The following is a 20,217-nucleotide window of genomic DNA, read 5'->3' as shown; positions in this document are numbered from 1 at the left end:
TTGCCGCCTCTCAATATTTTTAGGGCCTCGTCGGCTCGCGAGAGATCAGGAGGTCATCATGTCCGCACCTATCATCAAACTGTTCACCCAGCCCAACTTCGCCTGGACCGACATTCGCCGCGAAGAAGAGGCCCACCCCCGCCATTATCTTGCGCATCTGCTTTTACTCGCGCTGATTTCTCCGGTATGCCTGTTCATTGGCACGACCTATGTCGGCTGGAGCCTGGCGGTGGGCGAAACGGTCAAGCTCAGCGCCGCCAGTGCCCTGCAGCTTTGTGTCCTGCTGTACCTGACAATAATCGTTGGCGTGGTACTGATTGGCGCGTTCATCCGCTGGATGTCGCGCACATTTGATGCCCGGCCGACGCTCAATCAATGCATCGGTTTTGCCGCTTACACCGTGACGCCGTTTTTCATCGCCGGTTTTGCCGGGCTCTACCCCAGCCGCTGGCTGGCGATTCTGGTCCTGGGCGCTGCGGGTGTTTATTCGACCTTTTTGCTGTTCGTCGGCCTCCCCACCTTCATGCATGAGCGTAAAGAGCAAGGGTTGTTGTACTCCGCTTGTGTCTGGGCTGTCGGCTTGCTGGTTCTGGTGACGATACTGGTAGAAATGATTCTGGTCTGGTTCAACGTCCTTAGCCCTGAATACCTGCGCGCTCCCGTTGGTTAACGCCGGGCGCGTCGGCGCGATGAATCCGGCCCTTTCGGGTGGGCAATCATGAGTTTTACCGTGTGGGTCGCCGTGCTCGGTGCCGTATTGCTGACCCTGGCACTGACGTCCTCGTACCTGCGCTGGATGCCGGTCACCACCTCCGCCGTGTGTTTGCTGCTGGGCGTATGCATCGGCCCGAGCGGGCTCGACTTGCTGAAACTGTCGCTGGAAGACGCGTCACTGTGGATGGAACACCTGACGGAAGTGGCAGTGCTCTTTTCGTTATTCGTCTGCGGACTGAAGCTGCGACTGCCGTTACGCGATAAACGTTGGCGGATCGCGTTTGGCTTGGCGGGGCCCGTTATGGTGCTCACCATCGCCGGCGTCTGCGCTCTGTTGCACTGGGGTTTGCAGTTGCCGTGGGGGCCTTCTTTGCTGATCGGTGCGATATTGGCGCCGACTGACCCGGTGCTTGCCGCGTTGGTCCAGGTTAACGATGCGCGCGATGTCGACAGTGTGCGCTTCGGTCTGTCCGGCGAGGCTGGACTCAATGATGGTATCGCGTTCCCCTTCGTTATCCTCGGGTTGCTGTTGTTGCAGGGCGATAGCAGTACCGGACTATGGCAGAGCTGGGTTTTGCGCAGTGTGCTATGGGCGGTGCCCGCCGGGTTGCTGACCGGTTATTGGATGGGCCGAGGCATTGGACGCGTAACGCTGTCATTACGTATCCACAACGAAGACAGCACGCTGAGCCCCAACGACTATCTGGCGCTGGCGTTGATCGCGCTGGCCTATGTCGTGGCCGAAACCATCGGTGGCTATGGCTTTCTTTCGGTTTTTGCCGCAGGTCTGGGCCTGCGCCAGGTGGAAGTCAAATCCACCGGTGCCAGCCAGCCGCCTGCCGAGCACCTGGTGCAACCGGTTGTGGGCCATCTGAACGCGGATCCGCAGCACGCGGTGCATGGCGACACCGAACGACTGGAGGACAGCCAGGTGGCTGCCGGAATCATGATGGGCGACATGTTGTCGTTCGGCGGTCTGGTCGAACGTGCGCTGGAAGTGTTTCTGGTCACGCTGCTGGGCGTAGTGCTGGTGACGCATTGGGACTGGCGGGCCTTACTGGTGGGCGCTGTGTTGTTCTGCCTGATTCGCCCGCTTTGTGTTGCGCTGATGCCGTGGGGTTCTTTGTTGGAGAAACGCCAGCGTTTGCTGATCGGCTGGTTCGGCATACGCGGGATCGGCAGCCTGTTCTATCTGTTTTACGCCTTGAATCATGGGCTGAGCGATTCAGTGGCCACGCTGTGTACGGACCTGACACTGTCAGTGGTGGCCCTGAGTATTTTGCTGCACGGATTCAGTACGCAGCCGATCCTTGCGCGATATGAACAGCGCAAAAAGCGTTCCCCGCAATAACCGTCTTGGGACCTTGAAATTCTTGCGAAAAAAATGGATCGCTCAGCAATTGTCAGCGGTCACAACTTTAACCCCCGCCGCACCTTGCGACGGGGCACGGCAGGTTAGGTTCCCCTGCGGCATTGCGCCCCTTGAAAAGGAATCCCGACATACAAGGTTATGGTCATGAAAGAATGCTCGACTCCCGCGCAGATCAAGGCTTGCAGGGCTGTGGCCCTGGAACGCAATCGTCAATTGTTCGAAGAAGCGCAGGCGCTTAATCGAGCGGCGCATCAGTTACTCGAGTCCGGGCAACTGGACGCTGAACTGTTTGAGCACTATCGGGCCTTACGCCGAAAAGCCGATGTGAAGTTTGCCGATGCGATTGAGCATCTGTGCTTGCTGAACGAGGATTTCCCGCCGATTCCGATGTCGGTGCAGAATTCGCAGGGGTTGCGTCGGGAGTTGGAGACGGCGGAGTAGCTGAAAAGCCCCTCACCCTAACCCTCTCCCCGAGGGAGAGGGGACTGACCGCGTTGTTTTTCAGCGTTACGCCGACGTGCAATACCGAGTCGAACTCAGGTGCTGAAAAGCCGGTGCGCAACTTGAATGTCATTTCGAACTCAACTTCTGAACACGACCAAGATCCGCTCCCTCTCCCTCTGGGAGAGAACTGGGGTGAGGGGCTGTTGATCTTCGGCTCTGGTAGCTAAAACCTAGCCTCCAGGATTCGTTACCTGGATAAACACCGCATAACTGCCCAACATCACCCAGAACGTGGCAAAAATCCACGGGGTGCGCACCGAGAACAACAGCGATTTACGGTAGCCCTTGTGGCTCGACTCCATCTCGCTGAACAAGGGTGATTCGTCATACGCCAGGCCCATCAAAGGCTCGCTCTGCAGCAGGTTGCTCTGCTTGAAGTGCCAGTGGTCGATGATGTCGTACGCCGCACGAATCCCGGGCCAGGCGTTGAGCGAGCTGAGCAGCCCCAACAGCGCCAGGAACGGTGGTACTACCAAGGTAAACAACTTGCCCCATTCCGGGTTGAGGTTGGACATGCACGAAGCAAAAGCAATCACCAGGAACGATTGCGCCGCCAGATAGGCATCGGTGCGATTGGCGAGGATGCTGGTTTCGTACTGGATTTCGCGCCGATAGAAGTCCAGACGTTCCTTGGGTGAACCGAACATCTTGGCATCATGTTCGGTCTGGATTTCTTCAGCGGACGGGTGGGTCAATATGCGAGACACGAGACGCGGGCTCCGGGGCAGGTAAAAAACTTAGAAACCCCCTGCCCCACACTAGTTCAGCCGAATATCTGCGAAGCTCATTTCATCGACAGGGCAATGATCTCCACCAGATTCAACTGCGTGAACGGTTTTGGCAGGCGCGGCAACTGCGCGGCAAAGCCTTCAAGGCGCTCGGCGTAACCGGTGGCCAGAACGATCGGCAGATCAGGTTTGAGCACCCGCACCGCGTGGGCCAGTTGCGCGCCGCTCATGTGCGGCATGGCCATGTCGGTAATCATCAGGTCGATGACCTCGCCGCGGTCGAACAACGCCAGCGCCTCAGTGCCGGAGGTTGCGCTGACCACGCGGTGGCCGAGGTCTTCGAGCAACAGACTGGTGCTGGTCAGCACCAACGAGTCGTCGTCCACCACCAACACGCTTAGCCGCGGTACAACAATCGGAGCGGCCGGCGGGAACAATGGCTTCACCGTCGTGCCCTCGCCGGCCACCGGAATCCACAGTTCGGCGGTAGTACCGGTGGCCTTTTCACTTTTGAGGATAAAGCGGCCACCGAGCTGTTCAAGGAAGCCATGCACCATCGACAAACCCAGGCCAGTGCCTTTGCCTACGCCTTTGGTGGTGAAAAACGGGTCGCGGGCCGAAGCGAGCGTCTGTGCGTCCATGCCTTCGCCGGTGTCAGTCATGCTCAGGCAAATGTAACGCCCCGCCGCCAATTCCGCATGACCGAGTTCAAGCACGACTTCGCGTCGCGCGGCAATGGTCACGCTCCCGCCCTCGGGCATGGCGTCGCGCGCGTTGGTAGCCAGGTTGAGCAGCGCCAGTTCGAGTTGGTTGACGTCCGCCAACACCGGTTCCAGCACTTCGGGAAAATCCGTATCGATGCGAATGCCCGGCCCCAGCGAGCTGCGAAGCAAGCCAGTAATGCCTTGCACCAGTTGCGGTATGTCCACCGACTCGGTCTTGAGTTCCTGACGCCGGGCGAATGCGAGCATGCGCTGGGTCAGTGACACGCCGCGCAGAGCGCCTTGAGTGGCGTTCTCCAACAGGCGGATGATTTTCGGGTCGTCGCCAATGCGTTTCTGGACGATCTCCAGATTGCCGAGAATCACCGTCAGCAGGTTGTTGAAGTCATGCGCTATGCCGCCACTGAGCTGACCGATCGCTTGCATCTTCTGCGCCTGGGCCAGCGCCTCGCGGGTCTTTTCCAGCGACTGCTGGGCCTGATGGGCTTCGGTCACGTCGCGGGTGATCTTGGCAAAACCGAGCAACGTGCCGGTTTCACCGCGAATCGCATCGACCACCACGTGCGCCAGAAATTGCGTGCCGTCCTTGCGCACACGCCAGCTGCGATTCTCGAAGCGGCCTGTTTCGGTGGCTATCGCCAGCGCCCGCTGCGGCTCGCCGCGCTCGCGGTCCTCGGGGGTATAGAAAATCGAAAAATGCTGACCGATGATTTCTTCCGGCAGATAACCTTTGATCCGTTGGGCGCCCTGGTTCCAGTTGCTCACCCGACCTTCGGGGCTGAGCATGTAGATCGCATAGTCGGTGACGCCCTGCACCAGCAGACGAAACTGCTGTTCGCTTTGCTTGAGGGTTTCCTCGGCCATCTTGCGGTCGGTGAGGTCACGAGTGATCTTGGCGAAACCCAGCAGCTTGCCATTGGGGTCGATGATCGGGTCGATGACCACATGAGACCAGAAGTTGGTGCCGTCCTTGCGCACGCGCCAGCCTTCGCCTTCGAAGCGCCCTTCGCCGATCGCCGTATCGAGTGCCCGTTGCGGCAAGCCGGCTGCGCGATCATCGGCGGTATAAAAACGCGAAAAGTGCTCACCGATAATTTCCGCTTCTTCATACCCCTTGAAGCGTTTGGCGCCGGAGTTCCAACTGGTGATGATGCCGTCGGGGTCGATCATGTAGATCGCATAGTCGACGACCGCATCGATCAGAAGCCTGAAACGCATCTCCTCAATCGCTGCGGTCCTGTTGTTTTCGCTCATCACACTCACCAGCCGTTGTCATGAACGGAAGTATGCGGCAATCCTGCGAATTGGGAAGCCGGCGCCTCATTTTTGATTGCCCACCAGCGCGGCAACAGTTGTTGAATGCGGCTTTCGGCAAAGCGGTCGTCGATCAGCATCACCACCCCGCGATCTTCGCGGGTGCGAATCACCCGGCCGGCGGCCTGCACCACTTTCTGCACGCCGGGGTAAAGATAGGTGTAGTCGTAGCCGGCGCCAAAGATCGCTGCCATGCGCCGCTTCAGTTGTTCATTGACAGGGTTGAGCTGGGCCAGCCCAAGGGTGGCGATGAATGCGCCGATCAAGCGTGCGCCCGGCAAATCGATGCCTTCACCAAACGCACCGCCCAGCACCGCAAAGCCGACGCCCCGGCTGTCGGCGGTGAACTGATCGAGAAACGCCTGTCGCGCCCCTTCGACCATGCCCCGCGATTGCTGCCACAGGGGAATGTGCGGGTGCCGTTCGGCCAGCAACGTCGCCACTTGTTGCAGGTAATCGAAACTGCTGAAGAACGCCAGGTAGTTGCCCGGCCGTTCGCTGAACTGGCGGGCGATCAGCTCGACGATCGGTTCTAGCGATGCCTGGCGATGGTTGAAGCGCGTCGAGATACGACTGACGATCTGCACCTGCAACTGCTCGGCGCTGAACGGCGATTCGACGTCGATCCACACGGTGTCGGCGGGCGTACCGAGCAAGTCGGCGTAATAGTTGCGGGGGCTCAGGGTCGCGGAAAACAGCACGCTGCTGCGCGCCGCCTTCAGGCGTGGGCCGATGAACGCCGCCGGTACCACATTGCGCAAACACAGCTGCGACAGCGGACGTTTGCGGTCGAGGTCGCGCTTGCTGATGTCGAACAGGTAATGCGCGTCGTACAGCTCCGCCACCCGGCCAAATTGCAGCAAGTCGAAATAGAAGTTTTGCAAACCGCTGTCGAGACCCTGCGGATGGTCATTGAGGTAATCGCCAATCGCTGCGCAACACAGGGAAATCGCCTGCAAGAGCTTTTCCGGGGCTTTGTCGTAGGCCTGATAAGCCGCCAGTTGCGGCGCATGCAGCGCGTTCCATTCGCGATTGACCCGTTGCAGCGAATTTTTCAGTGGTGCGGGCGCGGTTTTGCGCACGCTGCCCAGCGTCGCCTGATCGAGACTGGCGCTGTACATCTGCCGGCCGCGCTCGACCAGGTTGTGCGCCTCGTCTGCCAGCACGGCGACTTTCCACTGATTGAGCTGCGCCAGGCCGAACAGCAATGCGCTGAAATCGAAGTAATAGTTGTAGTCGGCGATCACCACATCCGCCCAGCGCGCCATCTCCTGACTCAGGTAATAGGGACAGACCGTATGCTGCGCGGCGACTTCCCGCATCGCGGCTTGATCGAGCAGGTTGATGCGACTGGCCGCTTCACGGGCAGCGGGCAAGCGGTCATAAAAGCCTTGGGCCAATGGGCAGGATTCGCCGTGGCACGCCTTGTCCGGGTGTTCGCAGGCTTTGTCCCGCGCGACCATCTCCAACACGCGCAACGGCAAGGTTGCCGATTGGTCGAACAACACCTGGCTGGCATCCAGCGCCAGTTTGCGCCCGGGTGTCTTGGCGGTGAGAAAGAACACCTTGTCCAGTTGCTGCGGCGCCAGAGCCTTGAGCATCGGAAACAGCGTGCCGAGGGTTTTGCCGATCCCGGTCGGGGCCTGCGCCATCAGACAGCGACCGGTGCTGATCGCCTTGAACACCGATTCGGCCAGATGGCGCTGACCGGGACGAAAGTCTGCATGGGGAAAGGCCAGTTGCTGCGCGGCCAGATTGCGCGCCTCGCGGTGGGCCATTTCCTGTTCGGCCCAGTACAGAAACAGGCTGCATTGCTGCTCGAAAAAAACCTGCAAGGCCTCGACGCTGAACGCTTCGACCAGACAGGTTTCCTTCTCGCTGACGATGTCGAAATACACCAGCGCGACGTTGATCTGCGCAAGATCAAGCTTGCGGCACATCAGCCAGCCGTAAACCTTCGCCTGCGCCCAGTGCAACTGCCGATGATTGGCCGGTTGCTTGCTCAGGTCGCCCCGGTAGGTTTTGACTTCCTCCAGGCAATTCTGCGCCGGATCGTAGCCATCCGCCCTGCCCTTGACCTTCAATTGGCGGAACGTGCCTTCCAGCGCCACTTCGCTCTGGTAATTGTCACTGCGCCGCGAGGCCACGGTGCGATGGCCGGCAATGCCTTCCAGTGCCGTCGGTGAGGGCGTGAAGCGCAAGTCGAGATCGCCAGTCTTGGCGGTGAACTCGCACAGCGCCCGCACCGCAATGCTGTAGCTCAAGCGCTCTGCTCCGCCCATTGCACGTAACACACGGCCACTGGCATCTGGTGCTCATGGCAGAACTCCAGCCAACGCAGCTGGTTGTCCTGCAAGCGGTCACCCGGGCCTTTGACTTCGATCATCCGGTAGGTTTTGTGCTGCGGCCAGAACTGGATCAGGTCGGGCATCCCGGCGCGGTTGGCCTTGATGTCCAGCAGCAAGCGGCTGAACCAGTGTTTGAGGTGGGCCGCAGGCAAACAGGCCAGCGCTTGCTCCAGCAGCGTTTCATTCAACGCGCCCCAGAACACGAACGGCGACTGCACGCCCCACTTGGCGACGAATCGCTGGCGGATGGTATCGGCATATCGGCCGTCGTCCAGTTCGGTGAGGCAGGCGTGGAACAACTCGGCGCGGCGTTGCTGAAAATCTTCATTGAGCAGATCAACCGGGCCGCGCTGGAATGGGTGAAAGAACGCCCCCGGCAGCGGCGCGAAAATCGCCGGCCAGCACAACAGACCGAACAACGAGTTGATCAGGCTGTTTTCCACATAGTGCACCGGGCCCTCGTCGTCGTGCAGATGCGCCTGCACATGAAACTCCACAGACCGCGCCGGATCGGTGCGCGGCAAATGCAGATCCAGACGCTCCACCGGTCGCGGTGCCAGCCGTTTGAGCGGCGGGCCGCCGAGTTTGCGCCGCAGTCGGGGCAGGATGCGTTGCAGGCCTTGCTGTTCGGTGGCGCTTTGCGGCGCCTGTTCGGCCAGCGTGCCGAGTTCCAGCGCCAAGTCGTATTCGCCACAACGCTCCAAGACCCGGATCATGCGCAATCGCGCACCGGGATAGGCGCACGTCCGGTAAATGTCCAGCGCCAGGGCAAACTCGCTGATGCGCTCGCAATATTGGCCGATCTGAAACAACACCTTGGCGCGTCGGCGCTCCAGCCACGGGTTGGCGAAATGCAAAGCGCTGACCTGCTCAACAATGGCTTCCAGCGGTTCACCCGCCTCGAAGCGCAATTGGCATTGGTGCAGAAACAGGCAGGCATCGACGTCTTCACGGCTGCGCAAACCACGGGAATCGGCGCAGAACTCGACTTTTTCATAGGTGAAGATGCCAAGGTCGGCCAGCACGAACTCCGACCAGTCCTGATACAGGTTGCCAAAGAACAGCAACCGCAAACGGTCGCACAGGTCCATGATGGTCAGGCTGAACAGGCGATCTTGTATGGCCGGCGCCCAGTCACGCAGCGTGCGCGCATCAGTGAACTGCTCGGCCAATGCCGGCAGCCAATCGTCCTTGCGCCCTTTGGGTTGCTCGATGAAAGCGCTGAAGGCTTGCAGGATTTCGGCTTTGAGCAGCACGTCAAACAGCTCTGTGATCTCCAGCGCTGCATGCTCGTCGATCCAGCCCTGCTCCAGCAGCGGATGCGCCGCTTGGCCGATGTCACCGATTTCCGGGTAGTTGAGTTTGCCGGCACGAAAATGCGCACCCTTGCGCATGACCAACCGCACCAGCAAGCCCTGCGAAGCGCGCGGCAACGCCTTGAAGTCACGCATGAATGCATGCTCTGCCTCGCCCATCACATCGGCGTAGCGAAGCTCAAGCCATTCAAGCACTTGCCGGAAGTTGTTGAGGTAATAGAACGGATCGTCGAGTGGATTGGCAGTCACGGAAATTCTGGGCCACGGGGAGCGAATACTGGTTATGCGTACAGATACCAGCTCTGCCCCATCCGGCGCAAACGGAAAAGGATCAATGGCATTTTTTCACCGGTCTATCGAACTTTTTCTGGTTGAATGGCACCAACCGCGTTAGAACACCGACATCGCTCGGAATCACATGGATTAAGGAATTAGAAATGGGTATGAATATCAAGACGCTGGGCATTCCCCTCGCGGTAGCGACCTTGCTGACACTGGCCGGTTGCGCAAGCCCGACCGTGGTCACCCTGCAGAACGGCACCCAGTATTTGACCAAGGACATGCCGAAGACCGAAACCGAGGACGGCTTCTATGAGTTCGAGGATATTTCCGGCGCCAAGGTGAAAGTACGAGCGGCTGAAGTGGCGACCGTGCGCGAAGAAGACTGACTAAACACGACCCGTGCAGGATCTGCCGAAAGCTGCTCCTGCACGGGATTAGCGGTGTTAGTGATCCAGGGTCATGCCGGGGATCGTGTTGTCGCAACGCAAATATTGCCCACCACGCCGGGCCAGTTCGCCCTGTAAACGCTGGCAACGTTCCTGATCCTGCTGCGCCATGCGGTCGATGCTCAGGTTGCCGGTGGTCTGCGGCTGCTTGCCGTCACCCAGGCGAATGGTCACGAAGGGCTGTTCGGGCTGGATCTGAAAGCGGCTTTTCTCTTCGACCGGCTCAACCACTGCGGTTTTCGCCGGGCCCGGCAATTCATCGGTGGTGATGCCGTAACGGCTCAGAATCGAGCTTTGAGGCAGATCGGCCCAGGCATTGGCCGATAACAGCGCCGATCCCACGATCCCGACATACCCTTTGAAACCTTTCACGTTTGAATCTCCTGTGCTCAATGGCGGCTAGCTAAAGAACGTGCGCGCACGTGCTGGCTTTAGGCCGCTTTTGCTGTTTTGCACAGGTTGAGAGTCAGATGATGGCCATCGAGTCACTTCTGATACCGCGTTATCGTTCTTCGCGAGCCAGCTCGCTCCCACCCGGTTGCTGGTCGGCCACATGGTTTGTGTTCAGCGCATATCCACTGCGGGAGCGAGCCTGCTCGCGAAAGCGTCTTTACCGAAGCCCCATCAACATCAGGCGATCACAATGCCATCGCCACTCAGGCTGTTCAGTGACACCCCCACCAACGTCACCGAATCATTACCGAATGACAGCACCGTGTCCTGCCCAACCGCCGAAGCATGAGCACGGAAGTCATCGCTGGGCAAAACACCCTGCACCCCAAGAAACACCAGTTTGTCGTTGGCGGTAAACCCCACCACCCGATCCTGTCCGAACGCGCCGTTGAACAGGAACGTGTCCGCCCCGCCACCCGACGTCATCAGGTCATTGCCCGCGCCCCCGACAAACACATCGTTGCCCGCGCCGCCAATCAGATGATCGTTGCCATCAAGCCCGAATAACCAGTCACCGCTGGCATGCGCCTTTAGCGTATCCGCGCCGTGAGTGCCCTTCACGCTGGATTCGTACGCCGTCACATTGCTGCCAGCCTTCAACCCGCTGGCCGTGACGCTGTGGGTCACATCGTCCTTGAACAGACCCCAGAGAAAGCCGGGCTCCTTGCTGACGATGCTGCCGATGTCGCGGGTGATGCTGATCCCGCCATTGCCATCGCGCAGGTACAGATTGCCCGCGCCGTCATTGGCGAAATCGAAGGTGTTTACCGATTTCTGCAAGTCGAGGGTGTTACTGCCTTGGCCGCCGAGGATGACGTTATAGCCGCCGCCATCACGAAAGGTGTCGTTACCGGCGCGACCTTCGAGATAGTCATGGCCGCTGCCGCCCTGGATCAGGTCGTTGCCGTCGCTGCCGATGATGAACGTGCTGGCCTTGTGGGTTTCGGCGTTGCGGTTGAGGTCCTGCACCCAGGTGTTGGCCCGCGCCGGGTCCGACAGGTTGGCGACGATGATCGTCGAGTCCTTGCTGGTCAGGTCGTAGAACTTCGACTCGATCACCCGGTTCATGCCGTCGCCATACGCCGTCGGCAAGTGCGAGATCCAGGCTGGAATATTCAGGATCGAGTACGGCAGCACATTCCAGGCGTTAGAGGCGTAGTGATCGTTGAAGCTGACGATGTTGTCGGTGGCTGATTCCTTGGGCGCATCGTGTACGCCAATCGACGCGCCGGTGAAGGTCGAGCCGTCGAGCGCGCGGAACACCGGGTCATTTTCGTAGCCAACGTTGAGCACCTTGTCGGTGCTGCTCTGGGTTGGCGAGGCGTAGGCGATGTAGTTGGAGTCACTGAAGAATCCACCCCACTTGCTGCCGCTCAAGTCCGCCATGCTGTTGACGGCCAATCCACCGAGGCTGTGGCCGCTGACCAGCACGTCTTTGCCGCTGAGGCCGTTTGCCGTGGCGAACGCGACCACGTCATTGAGCAGATTGCCGAAGGCTTCACCGACGTAATTCTTCGCGTAGTCCTTGGGACCGAAGGCCGCGAGCAGGTCGTTGATGACGTCGCCGATGGCGTCGAGGATCAGGTTTTCTCGCGGGCCGCTGGTGCCGCGAAAGGCAATGCCCAGTTCAGTGAGATGGCCTTGGGCGTCGTACTTTCCGAGGATTTCCACCTGGGCGCTGGTGTAACCGGCCTTCTCGCCAAAGAAGGTTCCGCGCGCGTCAGTCTTGCCGTCGTAGCCCAATTGCGACGCGGTGATCGGCGTCCAACCGGCCTTTTGCACTGCTTCGAGGGCGAGTTTTTCTGAATCGGGATTCCACGGGATACCGGGGACGACCCCTTGCGAATCGGTGCCGCCAATCAGCGCGGTAACCAGTGTGGCCGGCAGACCGAGGCCGAAACCGTTGTGCTGATAACCGCTGGCAAAGCCGTTATCGAGGTTGTGATAGGAATACAGCGTGATGGCCATGGCGTCACTGAACAACGCCTTGGAATCGGCTGTACCGAAGTTTTTGTAGTCATACACACCCATTGCCATTGCCTCTCTTTTTGTTGGAATTGTCAGAGATAGCTCACAGCCGGGGCGCCCCTCGCGGAACGCCGCGGAGTATTTCAAAACTACTTACTGCTCTCACAGTTGGATCTAGGCGAACACGAAACTTGCGTCCGACAGATTAGCCACTCCCACACCGATCAGCGTCACGGCAAACTCGCCAATCTTCAGCACGGTATCGCCGCCTGCCTGCGACGCATGCTGCTTGTAGTCGTAGCCCTGCCCTGCGCCCTCGACACCCATGAACAGCAGTGTGTCGCTGCCCTGATAGCCATTGATGGCATCGAAACCGAACGCGCCGCTGAACAGGAAGGTATTGTTGCCACCCACCGCGTTCATCACATCGTTACCGCCGCCACCGACGAAGGTCACATGGCCCTTGTCGCTGATCAGCGTGTCGTCGCCACCCAGGCCAAACAACCAGTCACCGTCGGCCGTGGCGTGCAGCGCGTTGCCGTAGCCATCACCGCTAAGGGAATGGTTGTACTGGGTCAGCTCGCTGCCATTGGTCAAACCCTTGGCTGTAACGCCCCAGGTAATCTCCTTGCTGCCCCACCACGACCCCGACTCCTTGCTCACCAGCGCACCCATGTCGCGGGTCATGCTGATGCCGCCGTAGGCATCGCGCACATACAGCGTGCCGTCACCGTCGTTGGCGAAGCTGAAGTTCTGCAACGGCTTCTGCAGCTCGAAGGTGTTGTGGCCCTGGCCGCCGAGCAGGATGTTGAAGCCGCCATCATCGCGAAAACGATCATCACCGCCCAGGCCCTCAAGGAAGTCGTTACCCGCCCCGCCCTTGAGCCAGTCGTTACTCTGTGTGCCGATGATGAAGGTGCTGCCGGTGTGCGCCTCGCCGCTGCGGCCCAGATCCTCGACCCAGGTTTTACCCCGGGACGATGCCTCAAGGTTGGAGACGATGATCGTCGAGTCCTTGTGGGTCAGGCCGTAGAACGTCGAATCCATTACTCGATTCAACCCATCGGCATACCCCAGGGAACCGTGGGCCGACCAGTTCATCGGATTGACGATGCTGAACGGCACCAGGTTCTGCGCGGTCGACGCATAGTTGTCGGTGAAGTTGACGAGGTTGTCGGTGGTCGAATCGTGCGGCTTGTCGTGCTTGCCCATCGATGCGCTGCTGAACGTGGTGCCGTCGAGCACGCGGAACACCGGATCGTTCTCGTACCCGATGTTCAGTACGTTGTTGCCGGTGCTGCTTTGGGTCGGCGAGGCGAAGGCAATGTAGTTGGCGTCCTGGAAGAACCCGCCCCAGTTGCCGGCGCTCAATTCAGCCACGCTGTTGACCCCGAGCCCGCCGAGGCTGTGGCCGCTGATCAACACGTCCTTGGCGCCAATGCCATGGGCGATGGAGAACGCCGCAACAGCCTTGAGCAGATTGTCGAAGGCATTTTTCGCGTATTGACTGGCGTAGTCCGAAGGCCCGACGGCGGCCAGCAGATTGTTTTTCATGTCGCCGAAGGTGTCGCTGTAACCCAGCCCCCCGGTGCCACGAAACGCAATGCCGATGCCGATCAGTTTGCCGGCCGCGTCGTACTTGCCGAGCACTTCGGCCTCGGCGCTGGTGAAGCCATCCTTCTCGCCGAAAAACGTACCTTGCGGCCCGACCTTGCCTTGATAGCCCAGCGCCGTCGCTGTCACCGGTGCCCAGCCCCCGACCGGCAATGGCTTGCCGGTCGGGGTGTAGGCATACAGCGTCAGAGCGATGGCCTCGCTGTACAACGCTTTGCCATCGGCATTTCTGTAATCAAACAGTCCCATGTGTTGTGCTCTCTCTTCCTTGAAATCAGAACTGCCAGTCGAGCGTCAGACCTACGCCGTGGTCCTTCTCGTTCGAGCCGATCAGCCCGTTGTAATCCAGGTTGACCCGCACATCGCGGTTGAGCGCCAGACCGGCGCGCACCCCGACCACCGCCGCATCACGATCCAGCGACACGCTCTGCACGTTGAACGCGCTGTTGCCATTGGCAAACGCCAAATGGTTTTCAGCATCGACGCTGCTCAGGTTGTGCTGCCAGCCCAGGGTTGCGCCCAGTTCCAGCTGATGCTTGTCCGACAGGGCAAACGTGCGTTTGGCACGAACGCCGAGGGTCGACAGCACCGCTTCGCGATTGTCTTCACCGCCCTTCAGCGCGGCGGCGTCACCCTTCTCGGTGAAGCTGTCGCTGTTGAGGTGCACGTAAGCCAGGTTGGCGAACGGCTCCAGGTTCATCGGTTGCAGGCCCAGGTCATACGCCGCTTCGGTGAACAACTGCGCGGTGCTCGCATCGCGTTTGACCTTCTGCTTGCCGCTGACATCAGCGAATTGCAGATCACGTTTCACGTCGATACGGTGCCAGCTATAGGCGCCGCCCACGGTCAGACGCAGTGCGTCGATTTCATGCCCCAGGTACGCGCCCAAGTGGTAGCTGTCGACGGATGCCGACGAATGCGTGCCGCTGCCCATGCTCAGTGAACTGTCGCTATAACCGGTAACGAAACCCAGGCGAGTATCTTCAGCAATCAAGCCGTCGACGCCGGCCAGCAAGCCACCGATGGAGCTGTTGGAATCGGCATTTTCATGCCCGCCATCGCTCTTGCCCCACGCGCCCAGCACCTTGACCCAGGCGTTGCTGCGATCGTCGGTCGGCGCGGCGGCGTCGAACAGATCACGCTCGCGCAGACGTTCACCAACAGCATCGCGCAGGTAACGGCTGTCGTTGATCAGCATCGTGCCGATGGCCGGGTGAATTTCTCCGGACAACTGTTGGAACGCTTGCTGCGCCACGGCGGCAGTCGGTGACACCAGCAGGGTTTCGAACAGCGCATTGCCCGCGCCCAGGCGCTCGGCAGCGGCACCCACGGCGCGCTGGTTCGGCGTCAGACCTACGCTGGCGAACGAAGCGTCGTTACGCCCTACCGCCAGTTGAATGCCGTTCGGCGAGTAAGCGAGCGTCCCGCCAAGAAACGCGTAATCCGGCAACACCTGGCCGAAGCGTCCTTCGATACCGCCCGCCGCTTGCAGGATGTTGTACTGCGTGCCGAGCAGGCTTTGCACTTCGCCAGTGGTCAGCAGTGTCGGGCTGTTTTCCAGCGCCATGGTCACAGTGGCGCCTTCAATCACGGCTTTACCGGTGGCGATGATCTGGTCACTGCGGGTCGGCGACAGTTCCACCGCGTAGGTCGAACCCGACGCGAAGGTCACGTCACCGGCGACATTCATCGTGCCGATCGAATTGCCCGGCGCCACGGTACCGCCACTGTTCACCGCCAACGCGCCGATCCGGCCATTGCCGCCGAGGATGCCGCCGTCATTCACCGTGACCGCCGAGGCCAGCGAGCCGTTGATAGAGAGTCGGCCCTGATTGACCAGGGTCGGGCCGCTGTAGCTGTTGTTGCCGGTCAGCACCAGTGTGCCGATACCCTGCTTAGTCAGGCCGCCATGGCCGGAAATGTCGTTGCGCCAGGTATCGAGGCCACAGGTGATGTCGTTGCACACGCGCTCGGTGGGTTTGCCCTGATCGATGATCGCGCCGATGCCCGGCAAATCCGCGACAAACTGGCCGGAGCCGTAAGCGCCGTCGATGCGGAACTCGCTCGGAATGTCCTGCTCGGTGACGAACATCGCGGGGCCATCAATGCCTTTGCGCAGGTTGATCATGCCCCAGCCATACAACGCGTCGATGCCCGGCGCGCCGAGGTCGGTCGCGGTTGTGCGCAACACGCTGGCGACCTGATCGCCGGACATGTACGGGAAGCGCTCCATCAGCACGGCCATCGAGCCGGCCACATGCGGAGCGGCCATCGAGGTGCCGTTGTAGTTTTTGTAGCTGGTGGTCAGGTTGTCGGCGTTGGTGCCCTCGATGATCGCACTGAAGATCTTCGTGCCGGGCGCCGAAACGCAGAAGCTCGCGGTATAGCCGCAACGCGATGAGAACGTACTCATGATGTACGGATTGGCGCTGGTCACGTCCGGATTCTGCTGTAACGCGGCGACAGTGATCCAGTTCGGCGCGATGTCCGGGACGAAGTAACCGAGGCCGGCGATGGCGTCCGGGTTGTTCAGGTTGTAGTCGTTACCGGCGGCGAAAATCGTCACGATGCCGCTGCGTGCCGCCGCAATTGCACCGTCATAGGCGCCGCCGGGTTTGGTGCCGAGCAGCGTGCGGATTTCGTTGAATTGCACCTGTGCGTCGTTGACGGTGAAGTGGGGATACGCCGGATCGCGGCCGCCGAGGTCGAAGCGATCGGTGATGCCAATGCCCCAGCTGTTGTTGATGATCCGCGCGCCACTGGCGATCAGCGCATCCCAACCAGCCTTGTACACGGCGCCGTCGTTACCGCGGACGATGCCGTCTTCAGGGCCTGGGTCGCCGTTGTCGGCACTGATGATTTGTGCGCCGAACGCGACGCCATGCATCGGCCCGCCGTCACGACTGCCCGCCGCAATGCCGCCGACGTGGGTGCCGTGCGCACCGAGTTTGCCGTCGGAGCCGACTGAGGGCGAACCGTCATAACGGAACGCATCCCCGGCTTTGACAGGGATGTACGGGTCGGTGTATTCGCGGATGCCGCTGGTGACCAGGGTGACGACTTTATTACTGCCGGAAAACTCCGGATGCGCGGCGTACACCGGCTGATCGAAGATCCCCAGTTTTACCCCTTTACCGGTGTAACCAGCGGCGTAGGCATGCTCGGCCCCGATTGCGCCCAGGCCCCAGTCAGCCTTGAATTCGGCACTGCGCCAACTGGCGACATCGCCCGTGCGACCGTTTTCCACATAGGGCGCGGCGTGTGCCGTGCCCCAGGTGGCGAGTGCGCACAATACGGCGCCAGTCAGCGTTTTCAGGGCAAAGCAGCCACCCGTTTGCGCGGGGGTTTTATTGTTTTTCATCCTGCGACCTTCCTTAGTTGTGTTACGAAAAATCCGTCTATGTTCAGCTAGCGCCCCCTGTTTTTGAGGGGCTCGGTCAGAACTGCCAGTCAAGGCTCAGGCCAACGCCATGGCTCTTCTCGCGGCTAGCCAACTGCCCGTTGTAATCAAGGTTCACGCGCACGTCTTTACTCAACGCCAGACTGGCCTGCACACCGACCAACGCGGCGTCGCGCACCAACGCCGAACTCTCGACGCTGTAAGGCGCGCCACCGCTGGCAAAGCGCAGATGCTGTTCGGATTCGATGTCGGTGAGGCTGTGCTGCCAGCCCAGATGGCCGCTCACATCCAGTGTTTGCCGAGTCGACAGATTGAATGTTTTGAGCGCCCGCACGCCGAGGGTGCTCAGCACTGCATCACGCTGATCGCCCGAGCTTTTCAGCGCCGCAGCGTCGCCCTTCTCGGTGAAACCTTCGCTGTCCAGATGCACGTAAGCCAGATTGGCGAACGGCTCCAGCGCCAGCGGTTGCAGGTGCAGTCGATAAGCCGCCTCACCGAACACCTGAGTCGTCGCCGCATCAACCTTGGTTTTCTGTTTGGCGCTGACGTTGCCGTATTGCAGATCGCGTTTCACATCGGCGCGATGCCAGCTGTAAGCCGCGCCGGTGCTCAGACGCCAGGCGCCGATTTCATGCCCGGCGTAAGCACCGAGGTGATAGCTGTCGACCTTGGCCGACGAGTGCGTGCCCGAGCCCATGCTCAGCGAGCTGTCGGTGTAGCCGGTGACCAGACCGATGCGGGTCTGCTCGTCCAGCGCGCCGTCGACACCGGCCAGCAGACCGCCAATCGACGTGTTGTAGCCCGCCGTGTCATGGCTCGAATCGGTGCTGCCCCACGCGCCGAGGGCCTTGATCCAGCCGTTGTTTTGCGTCGCGGAGGCATCGTGCAGGCGCTCACCGACGGCATCGCGCAATTGGCGGCTGTCGTTGATCAGCATCGAACCGAGGGCCGGGTAGATTTCGCCGCTCAGTTGCTGGAAGGCCTGTTGCGCAGACGCGGTGTCTGCCGACAACAGCACGCTTTCGTAAACCGAATTGCCTGCGCCCAGGCCTTCGACAGCCGTGGCCACCGAACGCTGATTCGGGGTTTGGCCGACGCTCGAGAACGCGGTCGCGTTGCGTTCAATATTGAGTTGGATCGTGCTGGCGGCGTAATCGAGGCTGCCGCCAATGAACAAGTAGTTCGGCACCACGGCGCCGAACTGGCCCTGAACACCACCCGCCGCTTGCAGGATGTTGTACTGGCGACCGAGCAGGCTTTGCGCCTCGGAGGCACTGAGCAGGGTCGGGCTGTTTTCCAGTGACAGGCTGACGGTTGCGCCGCTGACCGTGGCCGTGCCGCCAGCAACAATCTGGTCGCTGCGGGTCGGTGACAGTTCCACCGCGTAGGTCGAACCTGGCGCGAAGGTCACGTCACTCGCCACATTCAGCGTGCCGATGGAGTTGCCCGGCGCTACGCGGCCGCCGCTGTTGGCGATCAGCGAGCCGATTCGCCCGGAGCCGCCAAGGGTGCCGCCATCGTTGACGTTCACTGCCGAAGCCAGCGAACCATTGACGCTCAGCAGGCCGCCATTGACGGTGGTCGGGCCGCGATAGGTATTGTCCCCGGTGAGAAACAGGCGTCCGTCTCCGGACTTGATCAGGCTGCCCTGATAAACCCGCGCCGCGGCGGCGGCATCACGGGCCATGCCCACCGCGTAGTCGGTCTGATCCTGCGGGCTGGCACCCGGCGCCACGCCGTTCTGCCAACCCTTGTCTTGCAGGGTTTGCTGCCAGGCACGGTGTTCAGCGAGGTCTTCGCCCTGACGCTGAATCAGCGCCTTGTCGGAGATGTCGTTACTCCAGACATCGCTCTGCCCGGCCGCCAGATTGGCGTCGAACGCCCCGAGTAACTGTCCGGGGCCGCGCATCGCCCGGTCCAGGTTGGCCACGCCCCAGCCGAGCCGCTCGGTCGGCGCATCCGTCACCGAACCATCGAGCTGTGTGGCGGTGGTCAGCAGCACTTCGAGCGCCTGCTGGTTGTTCATGTACGGGTAGCGTTCCATCACCAGCGCCAAGGCGCCGGTGGCGTGCGGTGCTGACATCGACGTTCCGGACTTGATCGCGTAACCACCACCGGGAATGGTGCTGTCGATCTTCGCGCCCGGCGTGGTGATGCACCAGTATTTGGCGATGCCGCACTGGTTGTACTTCTGCTGATTGCTCTGATCGAGACCGGAGACCGCCAGCCAGTGACCTTCGAGATCCGGCTGAAAGTACGGCAGCGCCGAACGCACGCTGGCATTCGGATAACCGCTGTTGCCGGCGCTGAACACGTTGATCACCCCGCGTCGCGAAACGTCGGCAGCGGCGTCGAGCCAAGTGCCTTTGTTCCAATGCTGAGCGTAGGCGGCGTGCAGATCAGCCAGGGTCCGGTAGCTGACATCCGGCGGCTGACTGCCCCAACTGTTGTTGATGGCGCGCACGCCGGCATCGGCCAGGGAGTCGTATACCGCTTTGAAATAACGCGGATCGGGATTCGGGCCGAACAGGAAACTGTCGTTCTTGTTGGTGTTGCCGACGTAGATTTGTGCGTTGTACGCCACACCGTGCATGCCGGTGCCGTCCCGCGAGGCGCCCATGGTGCCGACCACATGGGTGCCGTGGGAATCGTTGTTGGGGTTGAGGGCGCCGTCGACGTTGAACGGCGCGCCGTCGACATAGCTGCCGTTGGCCAGCACCGGGTGGTAACGCTCAGTGGCGAATTCGGGATGGGCGGCGTCGAAACCGGAATCGAGCGCGCCGATCTTCACGCCTTTGCCGGTAATGCCGGCAGCGTAGGCTTGATCGGCTTGCATGCGCGCAAGGCCCCAATCGCGCAAAAACTCGGCGCTGCGCCAACTGGCGGGATCACCGGGTTTGCCGGCCTCCACGTATTGGGCGTGGGCCTGGGAAATAGAAACTGCGAGCAACAGCGTGCCGACCGAAATTGGCTTGATGCGTACGTCCATGTTCACTACTCACTTTTATTGTTGTATGCAGGTTTATTTGCGGTGTT

The 20,217-nt window shown here is 60.7% G+C and carries 13 protein-coding genes; 4 read left to right on the top strand and 9 right to left on the bottom strand.

Annotated elements, in window-relative coordinates; all coding sequences use genetic code 11:
- Positions 1-58 precede the first annotated feature (58 nt).
- From AB4P91_RS18370 to AB4P91_RS18360, 3 genes are all read left to right on the top strand, one after another.
- A complete protein-coding gene (locus AB4P91_RS18370; protein WP_395603372.1) occupies positions 59-670 on the top strand; it encodes a Yip1 family protein in 612 nt (203 codons plus the stop codon).
- 48 nt (positions 671-718) lie between these two features.
- The gene (locus AB4P91_RS18365; protein ID WP_395603371.1) at positions 719-2,065 is read left to right on the top strand and encodes a cation:proton antiporter; all 1,347 of its coding nucleotides are present in this window, start codon (positions 719-721) and stop codon (positions 2,063-2,065) included.
- A gap of 165 nt (positions 2,066-2,230) precedes the next feature.
- Positions 2,231-2,527, top strand: coding sequence for a hypothetical protein (locus AB4P91_RS18360; RefSeq protein ID WP_150596414.1), 297 nt, complete (start codon positions 2,231-2,233; stop codon positions 2,525-2,527).
- 233 nt (positions 2,528-2,760) lie between these two features.
- Here the strand turns inward: AB4P91_RS18360 and AB4P91_RS18355 are convergent, their stop codons facing one another.
- The 4 genes from AB4P91_RS18355 to AB4P91_RS18340 all read right to left on the bottom strand — a co-directional run bounded on the left by AB4P91_RS18355 (position 2,761) and on the right by AB4P91_RS18340 (position 9,267).
- Positions 2,761-3,297 carry a hypothetical protein gene (locus AB4P91_RS18355; RefSeq protein WP_150591898.1) on the bottom strand — a complete coding sequence of 179 codons (537 nt, stop codon included), beginning with the start codon at positions 3,295-3,297 and terminating at the stop codon, positions 2,761-2,763.
- Between the two features lie 77 nt (positions 3,298-3,374).
- Complete coding sequence (locus AB4P91_RS18350; RefSeq protein WP_395603370.1) at positions 3,375-5,294, bottom strand: PAS domain S-box protein; 1,920 nt, start codon at positions 5,292-5,294, stop codon at positions 3,375-3,377.
- A 5-nt stretch (positions 5,295-5,299) separates the two neighbouring features.
- Positions 5,300-7,618, bottom strand: coding sequence for an ATP-dependent DNA helicase (locus AB4P91_RS18345; protein ID WP_395603369.1), 2,319 nt, complete (start codon positions 7,616-7,618; stop codon positions 5,300-5,302).
- Positions 7,615-9,267, bottom strand: a complete 1,653-nt coding sequence (locus AB4P91_RS18340) for a VRR-NUC domain-containing protein (RefSeq protein ID WP_395603368.1) — start codon at positions 9,265-9,267, stop codon at positions 7,615-7,617. The genes AB4P91_RS18345 and AB4P91_RS18340 overlap by 4 nt, the downstream gene beginning before the upstream one ends.
- 194 nt (positions 9,268-9,461) lie before the next feature.
- Between AB4P91_RS18340 and AB4P91_RS18335 the strand changes: the two genes are divergently transcribed.
- Positions 9,462-9,686 carry a YgdI/YgdR family lipoprotein gene (locus tag AB4P91_RS18335; protein ID WP_150592566.1) on the top strand — a complete coding sequence of 75 codons (225 nt, stop codon included), beginning with the start codon at positions 9,462-9,464 and terminating at the stop codon, positions 9,684-9,686.
- 57 nt (positions 9,687-9,743) lie between these two features.
- Here the strand turns inward: AB4P91_RS18335 and AB4P91_RS18330 are convergent, their stop codons facing one another.
- From AB4P91_RS18330 to AB4P91_RS18310, 5 genes are all read right to left on the bottom strand, one after another.
- The gene (locus AB4P91_RS18330) at positions 9,744-10,118 is read right to left on the bottom strand and encodes a hypothetical protein (RefSeq protein WP_395603367.1); all 375 of its coding nucleotides are present in this window, start codon (positions 10,116-10,118) and stop codon (positions 9,744-9,746) included.
- 258 nt (positions 10,119-10,376) lie between these two features.
- Complete coding sequence (locus AB4P91_RS18325; RefSeq protein ID WP_395604976.1) at positions 10,377-12,230, bottom strand: polyurethanase; 1,854 nt, start codon at positions 12,228-12,230, stop codon at positions 10,377-10,379.
- 111 nt (positions 12,231-12,341) lie between these two features.
- The gene (locus tag AB4P91_RS18320; protein ID WP_395603366.1) at positions 12,342-14,030 is read right to left on the bottom strand and encodes a polyurethanase; all 1,689 of its coding nucleotides are present in this window, start codon (positions 14,028-14,030) and stop codon (positions 12,342-12,344) included.
- Between the two features lie 25 nt (positions 14,031-14,055).
- Positions 14,056-17,142 (bottom strand): autotransporter domain-containing protein, encoded by a 3,087-nt coding sequence (locus AB4P91_RS18315; RefSeq protein WP_395603365.1) that lies wholly within the window; start codon positions 17,140-17,142, stop codon positions 14,056-14,058.
- A 76-nt stretch (positions 17,143-17,218) separates the two neighbouring features.
- Positions 17,219-20,170 (bottom strand): autotransporter domain-containing protein, encoded by a 2,952-nt coding sequence (locus AB4P91_RS18310; RefSeq protein WP_395603364.1) that lies wholly within the window; start codon positions 20,168-20,170, stop codon positions 17,219-17,221.
- Between the last annotated feature and the right edge of the window lie 47 nt (positions 20,171-20,217).

Source organism: Pseudomonas sp. B21128 (assembly GCF_044218865.1).
Taxonomy (GTDB): Bacteria; Pseudomonadota; Gammaproteobacteria; order Pseudomonadales; family Pseudomonadaceae; genus Aquipseudomonas; species Aquipseudomonas iridis.
This window is presented reverse-complemented; position numbering and strand designations above follow the sequence as displayed.

Excerpts from the sequence above, each read along its gene's own strand:
- AB4P91_RS18335 (WP_150592566.1), top strand. The coding sequence starts at position 9,462 with ATGAATATCAAGACGCTGGGCATTCCCCTCGCGGTAGCGACCTTGCTG.
- AB4P91_RS18365 (WP_395603371.1), top strand. The coding sequence starts at position 719 with ATGAGTTTTACCGTGTGGGTCGCCGTGCTCGGTGCCGTATTGCTGACC.
- AB4P91_RS18310 (WP_395603364.1), bottom strand. The coding sequence starts at position 20,170 with ATGGACGTACGCATCAAGCCAATTTCGGTCGGCACGCTGTTGCTCGCA.
- AB4P91_RS18320 (WP_395603366.1), bottom strand. The coding sequence starts at position 14,030 with ATGGGACTGTTTGATTACAGAAATGCCGATGGCAAAGCGTTGTACAGC.
- AB4P91_RS18325 (WP_395604976.1), bottom strand. The coding sequence starts at position 12,230 with ATGGGTGTGTATGACTACAAAAACTTCGGTACAGCCGATTCCAAGGCG.
- AB4P91_RS18360 (WP_150596414.1), top strand. The coding sequence starts at position 2,231 with ATGAAAGAATGCTCGACTCCCGCGCAGATCAAGGCTTGCAGGGCTGTG.
- AB4P91_RS18370 (WP_395603372.1), top strand. The coding sequence starts at position 59 with ATGTCCGCACCTATCATCAAACTGTTCACCCAGCCCAACTTCGCCTGG.
- AB4P91_RS18315 (WP_395603365.1), bottom strand. The coding sequence starts at position 17,142 with ATGAAAAACAATAAAACCCCCGCGCAAACGGGTGGCTGCTTTGCCCTG.
- AB4P91_RS18350 (WP_395603370.1), bottom strand. The coding sequence starts at position 5,294 with ATGAGCGAAAACAACAGGACCGCAGCGATTGAGGAGATGCGTTTCAGG.